The 19,265-nt window shown below is 71.2% G+C and carries 16 protein-coding genes and 2 pseudogenes; 10 read left to right on the top strand and 8 right to left on the bottom strand.

What is annotated here, in order from left to right; all coding sequences use genetic code 11:
• The first annotated feature begins 116 nt into the window (after window positions 1-116).
• Window positions 117-2,825: a LuxR C-terminal-related transcriptional regulator gene (locus tag ACIBI9_RS58145; protein ID WP_397236114.1), complete on the top strand. Its 2,709-nt coding sequence runs from the start codon at window positions 117-119 to the stop codon at window positions 2,823-2,825.
• Between the two features lie 69 nt (window positions 2,826-2,894).
• On the opposite strand, the gene ACIBI9_RS58140 is transcribed toward ACIBI9_RS58145, so the two are convergent.
• The 4 genes from ACIBI9_RS58140 to ACIBI9_RS58125 form a co-directional block, all read right to left on the bottom strand.
• Window positions 2,895-3,554, bottom strand: coding sequence for a response regulator (locus tag ACIBI9_RS58140; RefSeq protein WP_397236112.1), 660 nt, complete (start codon window positions 3,552-3,554; stop codon window positions 2,895-2,897).
• A complete protein-coding gene (locus ACIBI9_RS58135) occupies window positions 3,551-4,705 on the bottom strand; it encodes a sensor histidine kinase (protein ID WP_397236110.1) in 1,155 nt (384 codons plus the stop codon). The genes ACIBI9_RS58140 and ACIBI9_RS58135 overlap by 4 nt, the downstream gene beginning before the upstream one ends.
• Window positions 4,702-5,535, bottom strand: a complete 834-nt coding sequence (locus ACIBI9_RS58130) for a lysostaphin resistance A-like protein (RefSeq protein ID WP_397236108.1) — start codon at window positions 5,533-5,535, stop codon at window positions 4,702-4,704. Before ACIBI9_RS58130 ends, ACIBI9_RS58135 begins: the two co-directional genes overlap by 4 nt.
• Window positions 5,536-5,727: 192 nt before the next feature.
• Window positions 5,728-6,396 (bottom strand): hypothetical protein, encoded by a 669-nt coding sequence (locus ACIBI9_RS58125; RefSeq protein ID WP_397236106.1) that lies wholly within the window; start codon window positions 6,394-6,396, stop codon window positions 5,728-5,730.
• Window positions 6,397-6,609: 213 nt separating this feature from the next.
• Here ACIBI9_RS58125 and ACIBI9_RS58120 point away from each other — a divergent pair, with 213 nt between their 5' ends.
• Window positions 6,610-7,332 carry a sulfotransferase family protein gene (locus tag ACIBI9_RS58120; protein ID WP_397236104.1) on the top strand — a complete coding sequence of 241 codons (723 nt, stop codon included), beginning with the start codon at window positions 6,610-6,612 and terminating at the stop codon, window positions 7,330-7,332.
• A 49-nt stretch (window positions 7,333-7,381) separates the two neighbouring features.
• Window positions 7,382-7,993 carry a TetR family transcriptional regulator gene (locus ACIBI9_RS58115; RefSeq protein WP_397236102.1) on the top strand — a complete coding sequence of 204 codons (612 nt, stop codon included), beginning with the start codon at window positions 7,382-7,384 and terminating at the stop codon, window positions 7,991-7,993.
• A 200-nt stretch (window positions 7,994-8,193) separates the two neighbouring features.
• Here the strand turns inward: ACIBI9_RS58115 and ACIBI9_RS58110 are convergent, their stop codons facing one another.
• Window positions 8,194-9,447, bottom strand: coding sequence for an MFS transporter (locus tag ACIBI9_RS58110; protein ID WP_397236100.1), 1,254 nt, complete (start codon window positions 9,445-9,447; stop codon window positions 8,194-8,196).
• 34 nt (window positions 9,448-9,481) lie between these two features.
• Window positions 9,482-9,711 (bottom strand): annotated as a pseudogene (locus ACIBI9_RS58105) (ATP-binding cassette domain-containing protein); the annotation flags it as partial.
• Between the two features lie 14 nt (window positions 9,712-9,725).
• On the opposite strand from ACIBI9_RS58105, the pseudogene ACIBI9_RS58100 reads away from it, so the two are divergent.
• Window positions 9,726-9,965: pseudogene (locus ACIBI9_RS58100) on the top strand (sugar phosphate isomerase/epimerase); the annotation flags it as partial.
• Window positions 9,966-10,170: 205 nt separating this feature from the next.
• Window positions 10,171-11,349 (top strand): phosphatidylserine/phosphatidylglycerophosphate/cardiolipin synthase family protein, encoded by a 1,179-nt coding sequence (locus ACIBI9_RS58095; protein ID WP_397236098.1) that lies wholly within the window; start codon window positions 10,171-10,173, stop codon window positions 11,347-11,349.
• Window positions 11,350-11,476: 127 nt separating this feature from the next.
• Here the strand turns inward: ACIBI9_RS58095 and ACIBI9_RS58090 are convergent, their stop codons facing one another.
• On the bottom strand, window positions 11,477-12,211 hold the full coding sequence (locus tag ACIBI9_RS58090) for a TetR family transcriptional regulator (RefSeq protein ID WP_397236096.1): 735 nt from the start codon (window positions 12,209-12,211) through the stop codon (window positions 11,477-11,479).
• 83 nt (window positions 12,212-12,294) lie between these two features.
• Between ACIBI9_RS58090 and ACIBI9_RS58085 the strand changes: the two genes are divergently transcribed.
• Complete coding sequence (locus ACIBI9_RS58085) at window positions 12,295-13,194, top strand: alpha/beta hydrolase (RefSeq protein ID WP_397236094.1); 900 nt, start codon at window positions 12,295-12,297, stop codon at window positions 13,192-13,194.
• Between the two features lie 103 nt (window positions 13,195-13,297).
• Window positions 13,298-16,009, top strand: a complete 2,712-nt coding sequence (locus ACIBI9_RS58080) for a LuxR C-terminal-related transcriptional regulator (RefSeq protein ID WP_397236092.1) — start codon at window positions 13,298-13,300, stop codon at window positions 16,007-16,009.
• Here ACIBI9_RS58080 and ACIBI9_RS58075 read toward each other — a convergent pair.
• On the bottom strand, window positions 15,990-16,706 hold the full coding sequence (locus ACIBI9_RS58075; protein ID WP_397236090.1) for a hypothetical protein: 717 nt from the start codon (window positions 16,704-16,706) through the stop codon (window positions 15,990-15,992). The genes ACIBI9_RS58080 and ACIBI9_RS58075 overlap by 20 nt on opposite strands.
• 520 nt (window positions 16,707-17,226) lie before the next feature.
• Between ACIBI9_RS58075 and ACIBI9_RS58070 the strand changes: the two genes are divergently transcribed.
• The 3 genes from ACIBI9_RS58070 to ACIBI9_RS58060 all read left to right on the top strand — a co-directional run bounded on the left by ACIBI9_RS58070 (window position 17,227) and on the right by ACIBI9_RS58060 (window position 19,257).
• Complete coding sequence (locus ACIBI9_RS58070) at window positions 17,227-17,823, top strand: HXXEE domain-containing protein (protein ID WP_397236088.1); 597 nt, start codon at window positions 17,227-17,229, stop codon at window positions 17,821-17,823.
• 133 nt (window positions 17,824-17,956) lie between these two features.
• Window positions 17,957-18,421, top strand: a complete 465-nt coding sequence (locus ACIBI9_RS58065; protein ID WP_397236085.1) for an SAM-dependent methyltransferase — start codon at window positions 17,957-17,959, stop codon at window positions 18,419-18,421.
• A gap of 17 nt (window positions 18,422-18,438) precedes the next feature.
• Window positions 18,439-19,257 carry an SDR family oxidoreductase gene (locus ACIBI9_RS58060; RefSeq protein ID WP_397236083.1) on the top strand — a complete coding sequence of 273 codons (819 nt, stop codon included), beginning with the start codon at window positions 18,439-18,441 and terminating at the stop codon, window positions 19,255-19,257.
• Window positions 19,258-19,265: the final 8 nt, after the last annotated feature.

Below are 19,265 nucleotides of genomic sequence, written 5' to 3'. Positions count from 1 at the left end.
CGGCGACCGTAGCCGCGACCCGTCCGTCCCACATCTGTACGGATGACGTGGATCAAGCACGTCTGAATGTTCCCGGTTAGGTATGAGATCCACTACGAGTCCGGTACTCTCGCCTCGTGCTGCACGGGCGCATCGCGGAGCAGGCCGGGATCACGCGACTTCTCGCTGGTGGGAGCGGCGCCCTGATGATCCGCGGGGAAGCCGGCGCGGGCAAGAGCGCGTTGCTCTCCTTCGCTGCCGAGACCGCTAGTGATCAAATCGTGCTCAGCGCGTCCGGCACCCCGGAGGAGTCCCATCTCCCGTACGGCGGCCTGCACATGCTGCTGGCGACCACCCGCCCGAGCTGGAAACACCTGCCTGCCAGGCAACGCGACGTCCTCGACCGTCTGGGCGAGCCAGGCGAACCGCCGTACCTGCCGGTCTGGAACCTCCTGCGCCACCTGGCGAGCAAGCGGCCCGTGCTCTGCCTGATCGACGACGCGCAATGGCTGGACCGGGAGAGCCTGGCGGTCCTTTCCTTCTGCGTCCGCCGCCTCGCCGCCGCGCGCGTGGTGATCCTGGTGGCCGCCGAGGGCGAGCCGGCCGGGCTGCGGGGGATCGACGAGCTGGACCTGCCGGGTGTCGGCAGGCAGGCGGCGCTGGACATCGTCGCCGAGTGCCGGCCGGGCATCGTCCCGCAGGTGCGTGAGCGGATCGTCGGGGATGCCCGCGGCAATCCGCTGGCCCTGCGCGAGCTGGCTGCGGGGATCAGCCCCACGCAGGTCGAGGGCAGGCTGTCGCCGCTGGGCCTCCACACCGGCTGGCCCGGGCGTTCGCGGCGGGCCGACCAGCTGTACGGCGAGCGCTTACGCGCCCTGCCCGAGCGGACTCGCTCACTCCTCCTGCTGGCCGCCGCCGACCCGGCGGCCTCCCTGTCCGAACTTCTCGCCGCTGCCGCAGCGATGCCGGCCTCTCAGTCCGGGCTCTTCGCCGCCGCCCGAGCGACCCCGGCCGATCTGGAGCCCGCCGAGACCGCCCAGCTGGTCGAAGTGCGGCCGGCCGGGCTCGCCCCTCGCCACCTGCTGATACTGGTCGCCGCCTACCAGTCCGCGCCGCTCTCGGCCCGCATCGCCGCGCACCGGGCCCTGGCCGAGGTGTCGCCCGAGCGGCGGGTCTGGCATCTCGCCGCCGCCGCGCTCGAGCCGGACGAGGAGATCGCGCGCGAGCTGGCGGCCATCGGGACGTCGTCGGCGCTGGAGCGCGCGGCCGAGCTGACCACCGACCCCGAGTCACGCGCCCGGCACCATGCCGCCGCCGCGCTCGCCGCGTGCGACGCCGGACAGCTGCGCCGCGCCGCGGACCTGGCGACCCGCGCGACCGAGCTGAGCGCCGAACCCTCGACGCTGGCCTCGGCCGCCCGCGTGCTGGCCACCGTGGAGTCCGAGATCGGCTCGCCGGCCAAAGCCGCGCGGATGCTGCTGGACTCGGCGGCCAGGATCGACGACGACGACCACGCCACGGCCATCGTCATGATCGCCGACGCGATCCGCCTGTTCGGCTACAGCGGCGACGAGGGGCTGGCCGCCCAGATCGCCGCCGCCGTCTGGGCGGCGCCGGAGATTTCGCGAGTCCCTTCGTGGGTCGCGCGGTCGGAAGGCCAGCCCACCTGGTCCGCTCCGCTGGCCCGGTCGCTGCCCCCGCTGGCCAAGATCATGGCGGGTGGCCCGTTCAGTGGCTTCGCCGCCATCGGCGAGCTGGTCGAGCACACGCCCGCCCTGGCTACCCAGCAGGCCATCACCGCCACCTCGTTGGGCCTGTTGGCCGCCGACGCCGGCTCGGCGCTGCGCCTCACCTCCACGCTGGTGGCCGACTGCCGACACCAGGATCTGATGGGGCTCCTGCCGTACGCGCTGCAACTGCAGTCCCATGCCCTCCTGCTGAGCGGCCGCAACGCCGAAGCGCTCAGGCAGGCCACCGAGGGGCTGAAGCTCGCCGGTGAGCTCGGCCAGACCCACCGGGTCGGGCACCTGAGCGGCGTGGTCGCGCTGATCGCCGCGATGAACGGCGACGAGGAGCGCTGCCGGGCCTACGCCGAGTCGAGCCTGGCCTACTGCGCCGACCACGACGCGCCGGCCGGCGCGGCGCTGGCCACCTGGGCGCTCGGCCTGCTGGAGCTGGGGCTGGGCCGGGCGGGCGCCGCCGTGGCCCACCTCGAACGCGTGGTCGCCGGCCCCGCGCACCACCCCGTGATCGCGGTCCGCTGCGCGGCCGACCTGGTCGACGCGGCGGTCCAGGCCGACCTGCCCGGCGCCGCCGTCGAGCCGCTCGCCCTGCTGGAGCAGTGGGCGAAGAACACGCGCCAGCGCTGGATAGGCGCGGTGGCGCTCCGCTGCCGGGCACTGGTCGCGCCGGACGGCGAGGCGGAGCCGCTCTTCGCCGGCGCGCTCGACCTGCACGGCCCGTCCCAGGCGTCCTTCCAGCGGGCCAGGACGGAGCTCGCCTACGGGCAGTGGCTCCGCCGTACCAGGCGCAGGTCCGAAGCCCGCTCCCACCTGCGGGCCGCGCGCGCCGCGTTCGAGCAGCTGGGCGCGGTCCCCTGGGCGGAGCGCGCCGCGACCGAGCTGAGCGCGGCGGGCGAGCCGAGCCCGGCGCCGCCGCTGCCGGAAGCACTGCGCGGGCTGACGCCGCAGGAGCGGCACGTGGTGTTCCTCGCCGCGCAGGGGGCGTCCAACCGGGAGATCGCCGCCCGGCTCTTCCTCAGCCCGCGGACCGTCGGCTACCACCTCTACCGCGCCTTTCCCAAGCTGGGCATCACCTCCCGGACCGAGCTGGCGGGTCTGCTGTAGCTTGCCGCTCAGGCGTCGATCCGGTCACCGGCCAAGGCGGAGCACGCCGCCACTCGGCTGTCGCCGATCTCAGGTCACCAGGCCGTTGCGGTAGGCGTAGACCACCGCCTGCACGCGGTCACGCAGGTCGAGCTTGGCGAGGATGCGCGACACGTACGTCTTGACGGTCTCCTGGCTGATCACCAGGGTCGCCGCGATCTCGCTGTTGGACCGGCCGTCGGCGATGAGGCGCAGTACCTCCAGCTCGCGTGGGGTCAGCGCGACGTCGTTCGCTGTGTCGTCAGCGGGGCGGATCCGCGACGCGTACCTGCCGACGAGCTGCCGCGTCACCTCGGGTGCCAGCAGCGCGGCGCCGGTCGCGACCGTGCGGATACCGTGCAGCAGCTGCGCCGGTGGGGCGTCCTTGAGCAGGAACCCGCTCGCCCCCGCGCGCAGCGCCTCGTACACGTACTCGTCCAGGTTGAACGTCGTCACCACGAGCACCTTGACGGGATCGGCCACCCCGGCGCCGGCCAGCAGGCGGGTCGCCCCGATGCCGTCGAGCACCGGCATCCGTACGTCCATCACCACGATGTCCGGGTTCAGCCGGCGGGCGAGGTCGACCGCGGCGCGGCCGTCCCCGCACTCGCCCACCACCTCGAGGTCGGGCTGCGCGTCGATGATCGTCGCGAACCCGGTGCGGATCAGCGCCTGGTCGTCGCAGATCAGGACCCTGAGCGGCGCGTTCACGACGGGCTCCCCGCGGGGATGCGCGCCCGTACGACGAAGCCGCCGCCCGCCTGCCGGTCGGCGCTGAACTCGCCGCCCAGGGCCTCGACCCGCTCCCGGAGCCCGGCGAGACCGCGCCCGCTCCCGCCCGGGGAGCCGGTCCGCGAGCCGGAGCCGTCGGTGGTGACCTCCACGGTGATCTCCTTCCCGCCATGGCGCACGCGGACGGCGGTGCGGCTGCCGTGGGCGTATTTGAGGGCGTTCGTCAGGGACTCCTGCACGACCCTGTAGGCCACGAACTCGGCGCTGCCGGCCGATTCCGCCGGGCGGCCCTCCTCGGTGAACTCCACCGGCTGCCCGGCCCGGCGCGTCTGCTCCACGAGCGGGTGAAGCTCGCCGACGGACGGCGTCCTGATTTCGGGGTCGTGGTCGGGGTTGAGCAGGTCGAGCATGTGCCGCAGGTCGGCGATGGCCCGCCGTCCGGTGTCGGTGACGGCGCTCAGCGTCGCGTCGAGGCGGTCGGGCGCGGCGGTCAGGTAGCGTGCCGCCTCGGCCTGCACGACCATGGCCGTCACGTGGTGGGTCACGACGTCGTGAAGCTCTCGGGCGATGCGGGTGCGTTCGGCGGCGCGGGTGGCCTCGGCGATGCGGAGGCGGCGTTCGGCCTCGGCGGCCCGGGTGGAGCGCAGCCAGGCCCCGATGCCCCACGCGAGGACCAGCGCCAGGTAGAACAGCACGTATCCTTCCACCGGCTCGGTCGCGCCGAGCCGGTCGAGCGCGACCGCCAACGGCACGTACGCCGCGGACAGGACAACCACGGTGACGCGCCGGTGACGTTCCAGATGGGCGCCCGCGCTCACCAGCGCGATGGGCAGTGCGGTGCCCGCCAGCGCGTGGTACGCGTGGAGCTGGTCGAGGACGAAGCCGAGCGACACCAGGACGAGGCAGACGGCCGGCCACCGCCGGCGCACGGCGAGCGGAAGGCACTGGAGGGCGACCGCCACGACGGCCAGCGCGTCGAAGGGACGCGCCGGCAGCTCGCCGATCTCCGTCCCCTTGCCCTGGAACGCCGGCAGGAGCGACGCGACGGCCAACAGCAGCGCGAACGGAAAATCCCGGACCGTGACGTCACACCGCTGCCACAGGTCCGGGACCCGCCGGAGATCGATCACCGGGGAAGCGTAGCGGTCATGTCTCCCCGGGCGCTGCGCCGGAGAGGGACCACGTTGCCGCGCCGGCGGGCCAGCCACATGAACACGATCGTCAGCAGCACCCCGAACACGACCGCGTACGGGCTCGCCTCCGGCCCGAACGCGCCGCCGGTGAGCAGGGCCGGGCCCGACGTGACGCCGTGCAGCAGCCCCTCCGGCGCTCCGTTGCCGGAGACCTCGGCGCCGAAGATGCCGGCCGCGGCGAAGTTCCAGCCGAAGTGCAGGCCGATCGGCACCCACAGGGTGCGGGTGGCGGCGTAGGCGGCGGCGAGCATGCCGCCGGCCTCGACCGCGATGGCGATCGCGCCCCACAGGCTGGCGTGCGGGTTGAAAAGGTGCGACAGGCCGAACAGCAGGCCGGTCAGAGCCAGCGCCGTCCACGTGCCGGTGCGTTCCTCGACGATCCGGAAAAGGATGCCGCGAAAGAGCAGCTCTTCCGTCACGGCGGCGGCGGCCATGAAGCCGAACAGCCCGACCGCCCCCGCCACCGAGCCCAGCCCCTCGACCCGGTAGCCGCCCATGAAGGCGATGTTCACGATGACGGCCAGGAACATCCCGACGCCGATCAGCACCCCCCGGCCGATGGCGGCGGCGGCGCCTTTCGCGGCCACTTCTACCGGCGCGCGACGCTCCGACCACCGCACCACCGAGGCGTACACGAACACCGCGAGCACGGCTGTCGCGGTACCGAGGAGCAGGGTGAGAAACCTGTTTCCCTGTACGGCGCCGACGCCCATGCTGCCGGCGAAGGCGACCGCCGCGACGGCCACCAACTGCTTCAACAGTCGCATGACGACTCCCTTGCCAGATCCCGCGGCCGGAGCGCCGCGGCTACGCCGAGAACGCTAGGGATTCGAGGGCCGGGAATCGTCACCGCGCGGTGGACACTCGCGGGTAGCTCGCACGGGGGACATGTACGCCGCGACGGCGCATCACCACGGGGGTCGGCGACCGCCGCCGGAGGCGGTCGCCTGGGCGCGGCCCTACGGGTAGTACGCGGCCAGCTTGGCCTTGATCTTGGCGACGGTGTCGTCGAAGGGCACGGGCTGCGGGTCGCCGTGCCGGTAGTCGAGGAGCTGGACGGCGTACACGGCGCGACCGTGGCGGACCACGGCGACCCAGAAGTGGTAGGTCATGGTCGAGTACGGGTTGGTGGCGGCGGTGACCCGCAGGACCTCCACGCCGTCCGCCTCGCCCACGCTGGTGATGTCGTACACCGCGGAGCCGGTCTCTCCGGGCGGATTGCGGTCGACGCAGGTTGCCAGGTCGGCCCGCCATTGCCGCTCGAAGGCGGCCGCGTCGTCCGCGCTCGGGAAGACCCAGACGTCGTTGTAGGAGTGGAACCACGTCGGGGTGGAGAATCTCGCGCTGAGGCCCGCGCTCGCGCCGGTGTCGCGCCCGTACTCCCAGCAGGTCGGGCCGGTGACCTCGGGCTCGAAGTACGGGTTGACCCACGGGTCCCCGTACGGCTCGCCGACCGGGGGCTGATCCGCCTTGGCCAGCAGCACTCCGCGGTCGACTCCGGCCTGGGTCGCGCCGGCCTGGGCGGTCGAGGCCGGCGCGACGGAGGCGGTCGCAGGGAGGGCGGCGAGGAGCAGCGCGCAGACGGCGGTGGCACCGCTCAGAGCAGCCCGGACTGCGGGTAAGTGCATGAGGTGTCCTCTCTCTCCGAAGCTTGACTCCATTGATCATCCGATGTCATGCGGGAGAGTCATTCAGATTCGGCAATCGTGATCGAAGCGCAACAGAGAGGGGGCGTCCGGGCAGGATCCCCTACCGTCAGAAAAATGTACAGCTGTTGAGATTTGCCGCCCGTCCTCCTAGCCTGAGGGCGACCGTCAACGCGGACGACAGGGGATCTCGGCATGATGAAAGTCATCGGCGCGGGCCTTCCACGCACGGGCACCACGTCCATGAAGGCCGCCTTGGAGCGGCTGGGCTTCGCCCCCTGCTACCACATGGTCGAGGTGATGACCCATCCCGACCACGTCGATCGCTGGCTGGAGGCCGCCGCCGGGAAGATCACGACTCGTGAGGACTGGGACCGGGTCTTCGAGGACGGCTACCAGGCGGAGGTGGACTGGCCTGCCAGCCACTACTGGCGGGAGCTGGCCGACGCCTATCCCGAGGCGAAAGTCGTACTCACCGTACGGGACCCGCACAAGTGGTACCCGAGCATCCGGATGCTGCTCTCCGGCGAGAACCGTCCGGCCCCTTCGGACGAGATGCCCGAGCAGATCCGCCAGCTCTTCGCGACCATGCAGCGCATGCGGCCGGCTCTGGACCAGATGGGCCGCGCCCATTTCGGCCCCGACTGGACCTTCGGGACCGACCTGGCCGACGAGGAACTGGTCGTGGCAGCCTTCGACCGGCACGTGGAGACGGTGAAGCAGAGCATTCCCGCGGAGCGGCTGCTGGTGTTCGACGTGCGGGAGGGGTGGGAGCCGCTGTGCGCCTTCCTCGGCGTGGACGTCCCGGCCGGCGAGCCGTTCCCCCATCTGAACGACGCCGAGTCGATGCGGCAGGCGTTCGAGCGGATGAAGGCGGGCGACATGTCGGGCTTCCCGCTCGGCCGGCCCGGCGGCTGACCAGCCGGTAGTGGATAGCATCGGCCTGCGCAGGAAGAGGTGACCAGCAGTGACCGATGTCATCGAGCAGGCCGGCAGCAGTGAGAGCAAGGGCGAGCGCACCCGCCGCCGCATCCTGGAGGCAGGGCGGCGGGTGTTCGGCAAGGTGGGCTACGACCGCGCCACCATCCGGGCCATCGCCGCCGAGGCGCAGGTGGACAAGTCCTCGGTGATCCAGTATTTCGGCACCAAGGAACAGCTGTTCCGCGAGGCCCTCGACCTCCGCATCAACGTGGACGCGCTCACCGTGGACGGCGACCCGGCGGCCTCGGCGGAAAGCTATCTGCGCGCCATGCTCGAACGCTGGGCCGCCGCCCCCGACAGCCCCATGGCCGTGCTCCTGCGTACCAGCCTGACCAGCGAGGAGGCCGCCGGCCTGCTGCGCAGGCACATCACCGCCGAGGCCATCGACCGCATCGCCTTCCACCTGGAGGGGCCGGACCCGCGGCTGCGGGCGGCGCTGGCCGGGGCCGTCATGTTCGGCATCACCTTCCACCGCCACCTGCTGCGCACGCCGGATCTGGCCGGCGCCCCGCTGGACGACGTCCTGCGCCTGGCCGTCCCGCTCATCCGCGAGCTGCTCGCGACGCCGTCGGCCGCGACCGCCGCGCAAGAACCCTGACGGTCCGCCCGCAGGGTGGCACTCCCCCGAGTCCACGTAGCACCTGCCGTGCGGCCAGGAGCCTGCCCCGTGCTCATGGTGCCGGTGTCCGGGAGGCGGTTGTCCACGACGACCCCCAAGAAGGCGGCGTCGGTGAGCCGGCCGGAGGATGGCGGCCACCGCGCGGCCGGCCTCGTCTTCGGCTCGCGCGACTGCCTGGGTCAGGTCGTGCGCGTCGTGTCCGGGGAGAGAGCGGTGTCGCCGATGTCCGAAGCGTGGGCCGGCGCTCGTCGCGCGCTGATCGTCATCACGACGAGTCCGGCCAGGACGATGGCGGCGCCGACGTGCAGCGGGGCGGTGTAGCCGAGGCCGGCGCTGATGGCCAGGCCGCCGAGCCAGGCCCCCAGCGCGTTCCCGACGTTGGAGGCCGAGACGTTGGCGCTGGCGGCGAGCGGGACGCCGTTCGCGTAGTCGGTGACGCGGGTGATCATGCCGGGGACGCCGGCGAACCCGAAGAAGCCCAGCAGGAAGACCAGGACCACCGATGCGACGGGGCTGCCGGCCAGCAGGCCGAACGCGGTGAGCGTGACGGTGAGGCCGGCCAGGGAGACGATCAGCGTGCGGTCCCGGTTGACGTCGGCGGCCCGCCCGCCGGCCAGGTTGCCGATCACCAGGCCGCTGCCGTACACGACGAGCAGCCAGGCGACGTCGGCGCTGGTGAAGCCGGTGATCCGGGTGAAGGTGTAGGCGATGTAGCTGAACGCGCCGAACATCCCGCCGTAGCCGAGCGCGGTGGCCGCCAGCGTCAGCCAGACCTGCCAGGAGCGGAACGCGCGTAGCTGGACGCGCAGCCCGTTCAGGCCGGAAGCCGTCGCGGGATGTGCACGGTCCACCGCGCCGGCCCAGCCCGGCACCAGCGCCGCGATGGCGATCAGGGCGATCACGCCGATCACGGTGATCGCCCAGAACGTGGCGCGCCAGCCCCAGCGTTCGCCCACCAGGGCGCCGAACGGCACGCCCAGGACGTTCGCGAGCGTCAGCCCGGCGAACATCACCGCCACCGCCCTCGACGCCCGCTCCGGTGCGACCATCCGCCGGGCGACGAGCGAGCCGATGCCGAAGAACGAGCCGTGGCACAGGGCGGCGACGACGCGTCCGAGCAGCATGAGCGGATAGCCGGATGCGACGGCGGAGAGGAGGTTGCCGGCGACGAACAGCGCCACCAGCCCGATGAGGACCGACTTGCGGGACAGTCCGCCGGTGGCGGCGGTCACCACGATCGCGCCGACCGCGACGCTCAGCGCGTATCCGGAGATCAACCATCCCGCCGCGGCTTCGGACACGGCCAGGCTCAGGCTCACCTGCGGAAGCAGGCCCGCGATCACGAACTCGGTCAGACCGATCCCGAAACTGCCGAGGGTCAGCGCGATGAGCCCGGCGGGCATCCGCCGGCTGCCGTTTGCCTGAATTGTCACCCGAACATCATCCACTGGGACCCGACGGGCCGCGGCCGCGGGTGAGCAGCAGGAACCGGTCACCGACCGGGTAGGCGTGGTGCGGGTTGTGGCTGATGAAGATGACGCCGAGCCCGCGTTCCCTGGCCTGGATGATGTGGCGCAGCACGACGCCGGCCTGCTTGACCCCGAGCGCGCGGCGGTGGGTTCGTCCAGGATGAGGACCTTGGCGCCGAAGTGGACGGCACGGGCGATGGCGACGCACTGGCGCTCGCCGCCGGACAGGGGCCGACTCCTTCAACCACAAGGGCTCCTCCGGCCTGCGCTACATCCTCAACCCGCCCGGCACACCCGCCCGCATCCACCAGCACCTCGACATCGGCCAGGGCGAGGTCGACTGGGACGTCTTCTTCGGCACGCCGCGGGAGATGACGTTCGACGGCGTCGCCACGGTCTGCGTGTTCGCCTGGGAGGAACGCGCCCGCGAGTCCTCCGCCTTCATGCTCGAACGCGTCACCAAGGAGCTCGCCACCGCCTGAGCGACGAGATCGTCCTGTCAGGAGATGTTCCCTCACCGTTGATCCCGCCTTCAGGCCGCCCTTTCCCCGCAGGGCCCAGGATCGATGCCGCGACGAGGAGCCGGCGCTCATCGGCCGGGACCCGGGTCATCCGGTCGCGCGCCACTTCCCCGGAGCACCGGCGACACCCGCGGCCGGTGGTGGCCGCGCCCTGAAGGAGTGATCCATGCTTGGCAAGTCCCTGTCAGTGCCGGCCGTGGCCGCAGTCGTGGCCGCTGCGACGTTGACGGGCGCAGTCCCGGCCTCGGCCGCGGCCTCCGCCTGCGCTGACGCCCCCGTTCCGGCGCACGTCACAACGACCGCCGTGTTCAACGACCCCGCGGGCGGGGATCCGGCCGCCCTCGTGCGTACGCTCTGCGGCCTCGTCCGGCAGACCCCCGCCGGAGCCCGCGTCCAGGTCGCCCATTTCGTCATGTCGGGCGCCGCGGGCACCGAGTTCGCCGACGAGCTCGTCAAGGCGCACCAGCGGGACGTGGACGTGCAGGTCATCCTGGACGGGGACACGCGCGGCGCGGCCGTGGCCGCCAAGCTCTCCGCCGCGCTGGGCACCGACACGGCAGCCGGCTCCTGGACGCACGTCTGCAGCGGGCCGCCCTCGGGCGGCACCGCCGCGTGCATCGGCAACAAGGGGCAGCACAACAAGTTCTACCTGTTCTCCCGCACCGGCGACGCCTCCGACGTGGTGGTCCAGTCGTCGGCCAACCTGACCGACCTCAACTCCTCCACGTACTGGAACAACGCGGTCGTCCTCCCCGGGAACCGGCGCCTGTACGACGCCTACGCCGGCTACTTCGGCGACCTGGCCGCCGAGCGCAAGGACCTCGACTACTACCGCGTCGTCCAGACCGGCGGCTCCGGCGGGTCGGTGCGGGCGGCCTTCTTCCCCAAGGCGGACGGCGACCCCATCGTCGACGAACTCGGCAAGGTGTCCTGCCAGGGCGGCACCACGATCCGGGTCGGCATGTCCGAATGGGACACCTACCGCATCGCCGTCCCGACAAAGCTCCGCGACCTGGCCGCCCGCGGCTGCACCGTCCGGATCGTGTACGGCATCATGAGCGACGAGGTCAAGCGGCTCCTGCTGGCCGAGCCGCGCGTCGAGCTGCGCACCCTGGGCGACGGCGGGGCGCTGCCCGGCCGCGTGCACTCCAAGTACCTGCTGATCGAGGGCTCGTACGGCGGTGACCGCGACGCCCGCCGGGTGATCACGGGCAGCCACAACTACATCGAGACGTCGCTGCGCCGCAATGACGAGACGCTGCTGAGGCTCAACGACAAGGCGATCTACCGGCAGTACGTCGCCAACTTCGAGCGCATGCGCGCCGTCGCGCCCCTGGCCGGTTGACCCTCGGCCGCCGGCCGGCGCTCTTGCGGTCGGCCAGGACCTCGTCGATGACCCGCCGCTGGAAGGCGGGCAAGAAACGCCCGCCTTCTCGGCGCCGCAGATCCCGCTTGTTTCGAAATCAAAATCTCTAAATATTGTTTTTGAGACAGCGATAGATCGTCGCGCGGGAGACGCCGAAGCCATGGGCGATCTCCTCGACGCCATGCCCTGACGCGTACATGCGCCGGGCATGGGCCGCTTGCTCCTCGGTGAGGGCCGCGGGGCGGCCGCCGCTCCGCCCGCGCGCTCGCCCGCGGGTGGGGGGCGGGAGTGCCCCGGATCCGAGGAGGGCCCTGGCTCCGTCGAGGATGAGCCGCTTGAGCCGGTCGGCGGGCACGTCGCGGAAGAACACGACAGGGTCGGCCAGGCCCGCGACCACCTGCGAGGCGCGCACGCGATGCTCGAGGCTGCGCTCCGGGCCGGCGACCAGGTCGTTCGCCAGCGCGATCGCAGCGCGGAACCGATCCGCCACCGGCGCTTGAACCAGCAGCGTCATGTCCTTGACCAGCATGGTGAGCGTCTCCCGGTGGCGTAGGTGGACGTCGACGTAGCCCTCGATCGCCCGCCAGCGCACGGTCTCCGGGTCGCCGCCCGACTCCGCCTCGGCGAGCGCTCCTTCGAGCTCGTCCAGCAGGGGCAGGGTGAGGCGGTGCAGCATCTCGTCCTTCGAGGCGAAGTGGTAGTAGAGCGCGGCCTTGGTGATACCCACCCGATCCGCGACGGCCTGCATGGACGTGGCACGGTAGCCGCCGGCGGCGAACAGCGCGCGAGCGGCCGCGAGGATCCGCTGGGGGGTCGCCTCGGCGGAGTCGGTAGCGCTCATAACACTCCTCTGGAACTTACCTTTGGTCAGGGCATCGGCTACGCTACTTACCGAAGGTCAGTTTGAGCTTGGAGGTGACCGGGATGTTCGAACGAGTCAAGGTGTCCTTCACTTCGGCAGGCGCCCGCTGCGCAGGCTATCTCTACCTGTCCGCCGGCCGTCCAGGCCGAATGCCATGCGTGGTGCTCTGCCACGGGTTCAGCGGGACGATGGACCGCCTGTTCCCGTACGCGGAGCGGTTCGCCACTGAGGGGATCGCGGCCTTGGTGTTCGACTATCGCAATTTCGGCGAGAGCGACGGGGAGCCGCGGCAGCTGGTCGACATCGAGGGCCAGCAGGACGACTTACGCGCCGCTGTCGCCTTCGCCCGCGGCCACGAGCACGTCGACCCCGGTCAGGTGATGATCTGGGGCAATTCACTCGGTGGAGGCCACGCCGTGTCCGTGGCAGCCGACGATCCCGCGATCGTCGCCGTGGTTGCGCAGATTCCGTTCAACGGATTCCCCAAAAGGGTCGAGGGCCGCTCCGCGGGGCAGACCCTCCGCCTCGAGGCCGCCATCCTCTGGGACGCCGTACGCGGCAAGCTCGGCCTGGCGCCCTACTACATCCCCATGGTGGGAAAGCCGGGCGAGCTCGCCGTCACCGCCACCGCGGAAGCGGACCAGCACATCAGGACCCTCACCGGCGAGCACGGCACCACCCTCTGGCGCAACAGCGTGGCTCCCAGGGCTTTCCTCGACATGGCGCGCTACCGGCCAGGCGATGCGGCCGAGCGGCTGAGCATGCCGCTACTCGTCTGCATCGCCGACGATGACCGAGAGACGCCGCGAGAAACGACACGAGCACTCGCCGATCGCGCGCCGCGCGGTGAGCTGCGGATCTACCCTGGCACTCATTTCAGCTTCTACAACGACCCCGAGACCAGGGAACACGTGCTCACAGACCAGATCGCCTTCCTTCGACGCCACCTTCCCGCGAGTTGACATCAGCCGTCCGCGAGGGCGCACGCCCGCCTCGCTGCGCGTGTCCACGGCGGACGATACGTTCCCATGCGTCACAATACGGACAACCGTTTCTTGGAGTGCCATGTTGTACGGGCGTCAGGCAGAGCAGGCCGTCATCGGCGGGTTGCTGGAGGGCCGGTGTGGCGCTCTGGTGGTTCGTGGTGAGGCGGGCATCGGCAAGTCGGCTCTCCTGGAGTCCTGCGCGGCGAGCGCGCAGGCGCGGGAGCTGCGGGTGACCGGCGTCGAGTCCGAGGCGGATCTGCCGTTCGCCGCCTTGCACCTGCTGCTGCGCCCGGTCGTCGATCACATCGAGGCGCTGCCGCCGCAGCAGGCGGAGGCGTTGCGCGGCGCGCTCGGTCTCGGCGGCGACACCCGGGGAGACCGCTTCCTGGTCGGTCTCGCGACGCTCAGCCTGCTGGTGGAGCTGTCGGCGGCGGGCCCGGTGGTGTGCCTGGTCGACGACGCACAGTGGCTGGACGGCGAGTCGGCCGACGCGCTGCTGTTCGCCGCACGCCGCCTGCATGCCGAGCCCGTCGCCGTCCTGTTCGCGGCGCGGGAGAGCGAGTTCCCCGCGAGGGGGCTGCCCGAGCTGCGACTGGGCGGGCTGGACACCGAGCCCGCCCGGAAACTTCTCGCCGCGCAGGCGGCGGACCTGCCGCCCGCCGTGCGCGACCAGCTTGTCGCCGAGGCCGGCGGTAACCCGCTGGCGCTGGTCGAGCTGCCCCGCATGCTCACCGCCGAGCAGCGCAGGGGCGCCCTCGTCCCGCTGTCCTTCTCCCTCGGTACGGCGCAGCCGGTCACGGACAGGGTGCTGACCGGATTCCGCGATCGGATCGCGGCGCTGCCCGACGCCACCCGCTCCTGCTTGCTGGTGGCGGCCCTCGATCACCACGACGAGCTGCACGTGCTCGAACGCGCCGTCGGCCTGCTCGGAGCCTCACTGGCCGACTTCGCCGCAGCCGAGCGAGCCGGCCTGGTGCGGGTGGGCTTAGGGGGCGTGGCCTTCCACCACCCGCTGGTGCGTACCGCGGTGCTGCTGGCCTGCGACATCGCCGCCAGGATGGCCGCGCACCGGGCGCTGGCCGAGACCGTTGACGACGACCGGCGAGCCTGGCACCTGGCCGCCGTCACCCTGCAGCCCGACGAGGAGGTGGCCGGGAAGCTGGAGAGCCTGGCGCTGCGTGCGCGGCAGCGCGGCGGACAGACCGCGGTGTCGGCGGCCTACGCGCGGGCGGCCGAGCTGTCTGCCGACCCCGGCCATGCCGTACGCCGGTGGACGGCCGCAGCCGGGGCAGCGGCCGAGGCAGGCCTGTGGCAGCGCGCGGGTGAACTGGTGGACAGGGCGCGCCACCAGATCGGGACGACGACGCCGGCAGGCACCGTCCTGGCAGAGCTCGCCTACGTACGCGCGAAGCTGGAGATCGAGGCGGGCCGGCCGCTGCAGGGCGTCCGCCTGCTGCACGAGGGAGCCCAGGCGGCCGGCGACCTGACCGTCAGGCTGTCGCTGCTCAGCCTGGCCGGCTTCTACACCTGGGCCAGTGCCGCCCACCCCGACCAGCTCGCGCTGGCCCGCCGTTCCGAGGAACTGTGCCCGGAGGGTGAGGGGCTGGCCGCTGTGGTGCGCACGTTCAACCACGCCTTCCGCCTGATCCTGGAGGGTGACGCCGTGACCACGCTCACCTATCGGATGCCGGACCAGGCCGAGCGTATACCGTTCGAGGTGCGCTTCATCATCGCCTACCAGAGCATGGTCCGGGCCGACCTCGACGGCATGCTGGATGGCTCGGCCCGGCTCGTCGAGGAGTGCCGGGCGGAGGGACGCCTGGGACGCATGCCCCACGTCATGACGGTCTTCACCATCGCGCAGCTCCTCCTCGGACACCACCGGCCCGCGCGGTCCGCGGCGGTCGCGGGCCTGGCCCTGGCCGCCGACGTCGGCCAGCCGCAGTGGGGCAGCTACCTGGCGGGCGTGCACGCCTGGTTGTCCGCGGTCGCCGGCGCGGAGGAGGAATGTGTGGCGATGGCCGCGCAGGCTGTCCGGGACGCCGACCACCGCAGGTGGATGCCGGGATCCTGCTGGGCCGAGTACGCTCTCGTGGCGCTGGACTTCGGGCTGGGCCGCTACGAGGCGATGCTCGACCGGGTGGACCGGGCCATGTCGGGTCCCACCAGCCATGCCTTCCTCTGGCGGTATTCCTGGCCGGACTACATCGAGGCCGCCGTCCGGGTGGGGGATCCGCAGCGCGCTCAGGAGCCGCTGAGACTCTACACGGAATGGACTGAGGCCACAGGTCGGGCCAGGCCGCTTGCCGTACTGCATCGGGTCCGTGCGTTGCTGGCCCCGGACAGCCAGGCCGTGGGACTGTATGAGCGGGCGCTGGCCCTGCACGCCGAAGGTGAGCAGCCCTTCGACGAGGCACGCACTCGCCTGGTCTACGGGGAGTGGCTGCGTCGCAACAAGCGCCGTGCCGAGGCACGTACTCACCTCCAGGCCGCCATGGAGGCCTTCGACCGGCTCGGCGCTGCCCCATGGTCTGCCCGCGCCGCTGCCGAACTGCGCGCCACCGGGCTCTCCCAGCCGGATCGCTCTCGTGCCGGAGATCCGCTGGACGTGCTGACGCCTCAGGAGCTCCAGGTGGTACGGCTGGCCGTCACCGGCGCCTCCAACCGCGAGATCGGCGCGCAACTCTTCCTGAGCCCGCGCACGGTCGCCTCCCATCTGTACAAGGCCTTCCCGAAGCTGGGTGTCTCCTCGCGCGCCGAGCTGGCGCGGCTCAGACTCGGCGATAGATGATCGGCTGGGCGGCGACGCCGTTGGCCTTGAAGTTGGCCAGCACGAAGCTGCGGAAGGTCGGCCGGAAGATCAGGCTGGGCAGGAAGGTCCGCCAGTTCGGCCAGCTCGCGTGGTTGATGAGCCCGTAGTCGGCGGGTTCGCCCGCCAGTGGCTGCATCAGCGCGGAGTTGGGCAGCGCGGTCCTGGCCTGGAACCACCCGGCGGTGTACTCCCACACCTGCAGCAGGGTCTCGCGGTCGTCGGCATAGAAGTAGTTGAACAGGAAACAGTGGTCCTGGCCGTGGTCCACCTCGCCGAGCTGCCCGGCGTTGCTCGCGACGATCTCGTGGGTACGGCGGGCCGCGGCGCCCATCGTGTCGGCGAGCTCCTTGTAGGCGACATTCTCCCGCAACGCCAGCGCGGCTTCCACGGACTCGGTGCGGATCAGCACGACGACGTCGTAACGCGCCGGCCGGATTCCCCGGGCGGCCAACAGCTCGTCGCCCTCGCCGGGCGTTCGCAGGACAGCGCGGAACACGTTCGTCTCGCGCGCCTCGATGCTCGCGGCCAGGGCCTTGAGATGGGCGGGCAGTTGTCTGGGAGGGGACGCGAAGTGGCCCCGCCAGGCGCCGACCTCGCCGGCCAGCATGAGGAAACCATCGCCGGTCGTCGGTAACAGGCGGGCCTTGACGGCCATGTGGTCATTGATCAGCTTCATGCAGCTGACGCTAGCCAGGGCACCTGTTCGCCGCTTCCGTCAACTGACTGGTGCTCCTGCCCATCACACCAGCATGCTGACGGTGATCACCTCATCGCCCTGATCCCCGGACAGGCTGATCGACAGTTCCCCTACGCCGTCCATGACGAACCGGGAGCACGCTGACCGCGTACCGCGTGCCCGCCGCCTCCACGCGGCCGCCGAACCAGCGCGAAGTGACGGCGAGCAGCACGCCCGCCACAAGCAGGCAGACAGCCGCATATCTCGCGGCGCCCACGACGGGCCTGGACAGGCGGCCGGTGAGCACGGCGCCCACCACCAGCACACCGGCCAGCAGGACGCGACGGCGAAGACGCGGATCATGCCTCTGGCCACCCCACCGCCAATGATCGACTTCATGACGGAGACGCTGGGCAGCGGCTCTTGTGTATCGCCTCTATCAGGTGACTGATGCGCACCGTGCCCCGATCAGTCACCTGACAGAGGCGACCGAAAGCGCCATCTTCCTAGGGTTCCGGCCATGACCAAACGACCCGAACCCTACTCGGCAACCGTGATGGCGATCCTGGCCGCCGGCTTCTGCGCCTGGGCACTGCTGACCCTCCCCATACAGGGTGCCGTCATCCTCGTGGTGGCCAGCGTGCTGGGCTGGAGCGGGTGGATCGCCTTCAGCTACACCCGCCCGGTGAAGTCCAGGAGGGTGATCGCCGTCTACCTGTGCGCTGTGGGCTTCCAGCTCATCCACATGGCCGAGGAGTACACCGGCGGCTTCCCGCACGAGATCGTCGAGCTGTTCGACTCGCCACGGGACTGGCCGGAGAAGGAGTTCCTGCTCGTCTTCGTCTTCGGTTTCGGCGCGCTCTACTTCTTCGCCGGCGCGGGCGCGCTCTACCGGATCCGCGTGGCCAACTTCTTCCTGTGGTGGTACGCCCTGGGTGCGGGCCTGCTCAACGGCATCGCCCACTTCGTCTTCCCGATCCTCAAGGGTGGCTACTTCCCCGGCCTGTACACCGCCGGCGGCCACTTCATCATGAGCGGACTGCTGATCTACTTCCTCGTCAAGGAGAACCGCCAGCTCAAGACCGAGGAGCAGCAGGCTCGGTCGCTGGTCAGGTAGCGGGCCCCTCGGTCAGCCCCTTACCTAACCAGCCGGTGGGGGCCTCGCAAGACTTCAGCCACCATGACTGATTCGGCCGGAACCTGGCGGGCCGTACGGTCGTGATCAGCCATCTGACCATGGGAGGAATGCTGTGCGGACCATTGTGGTGGAGCCTGTCGGAACGGTCGTCGGCGGGCGCGCCGAGGCGTTCGACGACGACTGGGACACCGAACAGGCGCTGATCCGCCTCGACGGGACTCGTTTCGGACCGGAATCCCTCGCCGGGCTGGACGCCTTCTCGCACCTGGAGGTGGTGTTCCAGTTCCACCTTGTGGATCCGTCCTCGGTCAGCACCTCTGCCCGTCACCCCCGGGGCAACCCGGACTGGCCCAAAGTCGGGATCTTCGCCCAGCGCGGCAAGAATCGCCCGAACCTGCTGGGCGTCTCCCGCTGCCGCCTGCTCGCCGTCGACGGTCTCGACCTCCACGTGCGCGGCCTGGACGCCATCGACGGCACCCCGATCCTGGACATCAAGCCCTATATGGCCGAATTCGGCCCGCAAGGCCCGACGGTGCAACCGGAGTGGGCGACCGAGCTGATGCGCACCTACTACTGACCCGGAAGGACACACACATGTCGAAAAGCGTCCTGGTGACCGGCGCTTCCACCGGAATTGGGCGCGCCAGCGCACTGCTGCTGGCCCGCGAGGGCTTCACCGTCTATGCCGGCGTTCGCAAGGAGGCCGACGGCGAAGCACTGGGCCCGGCCGTCATCCCCATCCATCTCGACGTCACGAACGCCGGCCAGATCGCCGAGGCCGCCGAGCGCATCGGTCACCTCGACGCCCTGGTCAACAACGCCGGCATCGGCGTCACCGGCCCCCTGGAGTTCGTCCCGCTGGACGCGCTGCGCCGGCAGTACGAGGTCAACGTGTTCGGCCAGGTGGCCGTCATCCAGGCCATGCTGCCGAAGCTGCGCGCGTCGAAGGGCCGGGTCGTCACCGTCGGCTCGGTGGGCAGCTGGATCACCCTGCCCTTCGGTGGCCCGCTCTGCTCCTCCAAGCACGCCATCCGCTCGCTGAACGACGCGCTGCGCATGGAGGTCAAGCCGTACGGCGTGGCCGCGGTCCTCATCGAACCCGGCTCCATCCACACCGACGCCGTCGACAAGCTCCAAGACGAGGTCGAACCCCGGCTGGCCTCCCTCGGCGCCGAAGGCAGGCGGCTGTACGGCACCGCCTACCGGACCATGACCACCGCCGGGCTGAAGGAGGAACGCTCTGGCTCCAGCCCGGATGTGGTCGCCCGCGCCGTCCTGCACGCCCTGACCGCACGCAAGCCCCGCTCCCGCTACCCGGTCGGCAAGAAATCCCGGCTGATGAGCACGCTCGGCCGGATCGTCCCCCAATACACCCTCGATGCCCTGCGGCTGCGCGCGCTGGGCCTGTCCTGAACGGAGCA

Source organism: Nonomuraea sp. NPDC050451 (genome assembly GCF_044458585.1).
Note: the sequence above shows the minus strand (reverse complement) of the source record. Positions and strands in the feature narration are given on the sequence as shown.

Excerpts from the sequence above, each read along its gene's own strand:
- ACIBI9_RS58130 (WP_397236108.1), bottom strand. The coding sequence starts at position 5,535 with ATGCGACTGTTGAAGCAGTTGGTGGCCGTCGCGGCGGTCGCCTTCGCC.
- ACIBI9_RS58125 (WP_397236106.1), bottom strand. The coding sequence starts at position 6,396 with ATGCACTTACCCGCAGTCCGGGCTGCTCTGAGCGGTGCCACCGCCGTC.
- ACIBI9_RS58120 (WP_397236104.1), top strand. The coding sequence starts at position 6,610 with ATGATGAAAGTCATCGGCGCGGGCCTTCCACGCACGGGCACCACGTCC.
- ACIBI9_RS58095 (WP_397236098.1), top strand. The coding sequence starts at position 10,171 with ATGCTTGGCAAGTCCCTGTCAGTGCCGGCCGTGGCCGCAGTCGTGGCC.
- ACIBI9_RS58090 (WP_397236096.1), bottom strand. The coding sequence starts at position 12,211 with ATGAGCGCTACCGACTCCGCCGAGGCGACCCCCCAGCGGATCCTCGCG.
- ACIBI9_RS58085 (WP_397236094.1), top strand. The coding sequence starts at position 12,295 with ATGTTCGAACGAGTCAAGGTGTCCTTCACTTCGGCAGGCGCCCGCTGC.
- ACIBI9_RS58080 (WP_397236092.1), top strand. The coding sequence starts at position 13,298 with ATGTTGTACGGGCGTCAGGCAGAGCAGGCCGTCATCGGCGGGTTGCTG.
- ACIBI9_RS58075 (WP_397236090.1), bottom strand. The coding sequence starts at position 16,706 with ATGAAGCTGATCAATGACCACATGGCCGTCAAGGCCCGCCTGTTACCG.
- ACIBI9_RS58070 (WP_397236088.1), top strand. The coding sequence starts at position 17,227 with ATGACCAAACGACCCGAACCCTACTCGGCAACCGTGATGGCGATCCTG.
- ACIBI9_RS58060 (WP_397236083.1), top strand. The coding sequence starts at position 18,439 with ATGTCGAAAAGCGTCCTGGTGACCGGCGCTTCCACCGGAATTGGGCGC.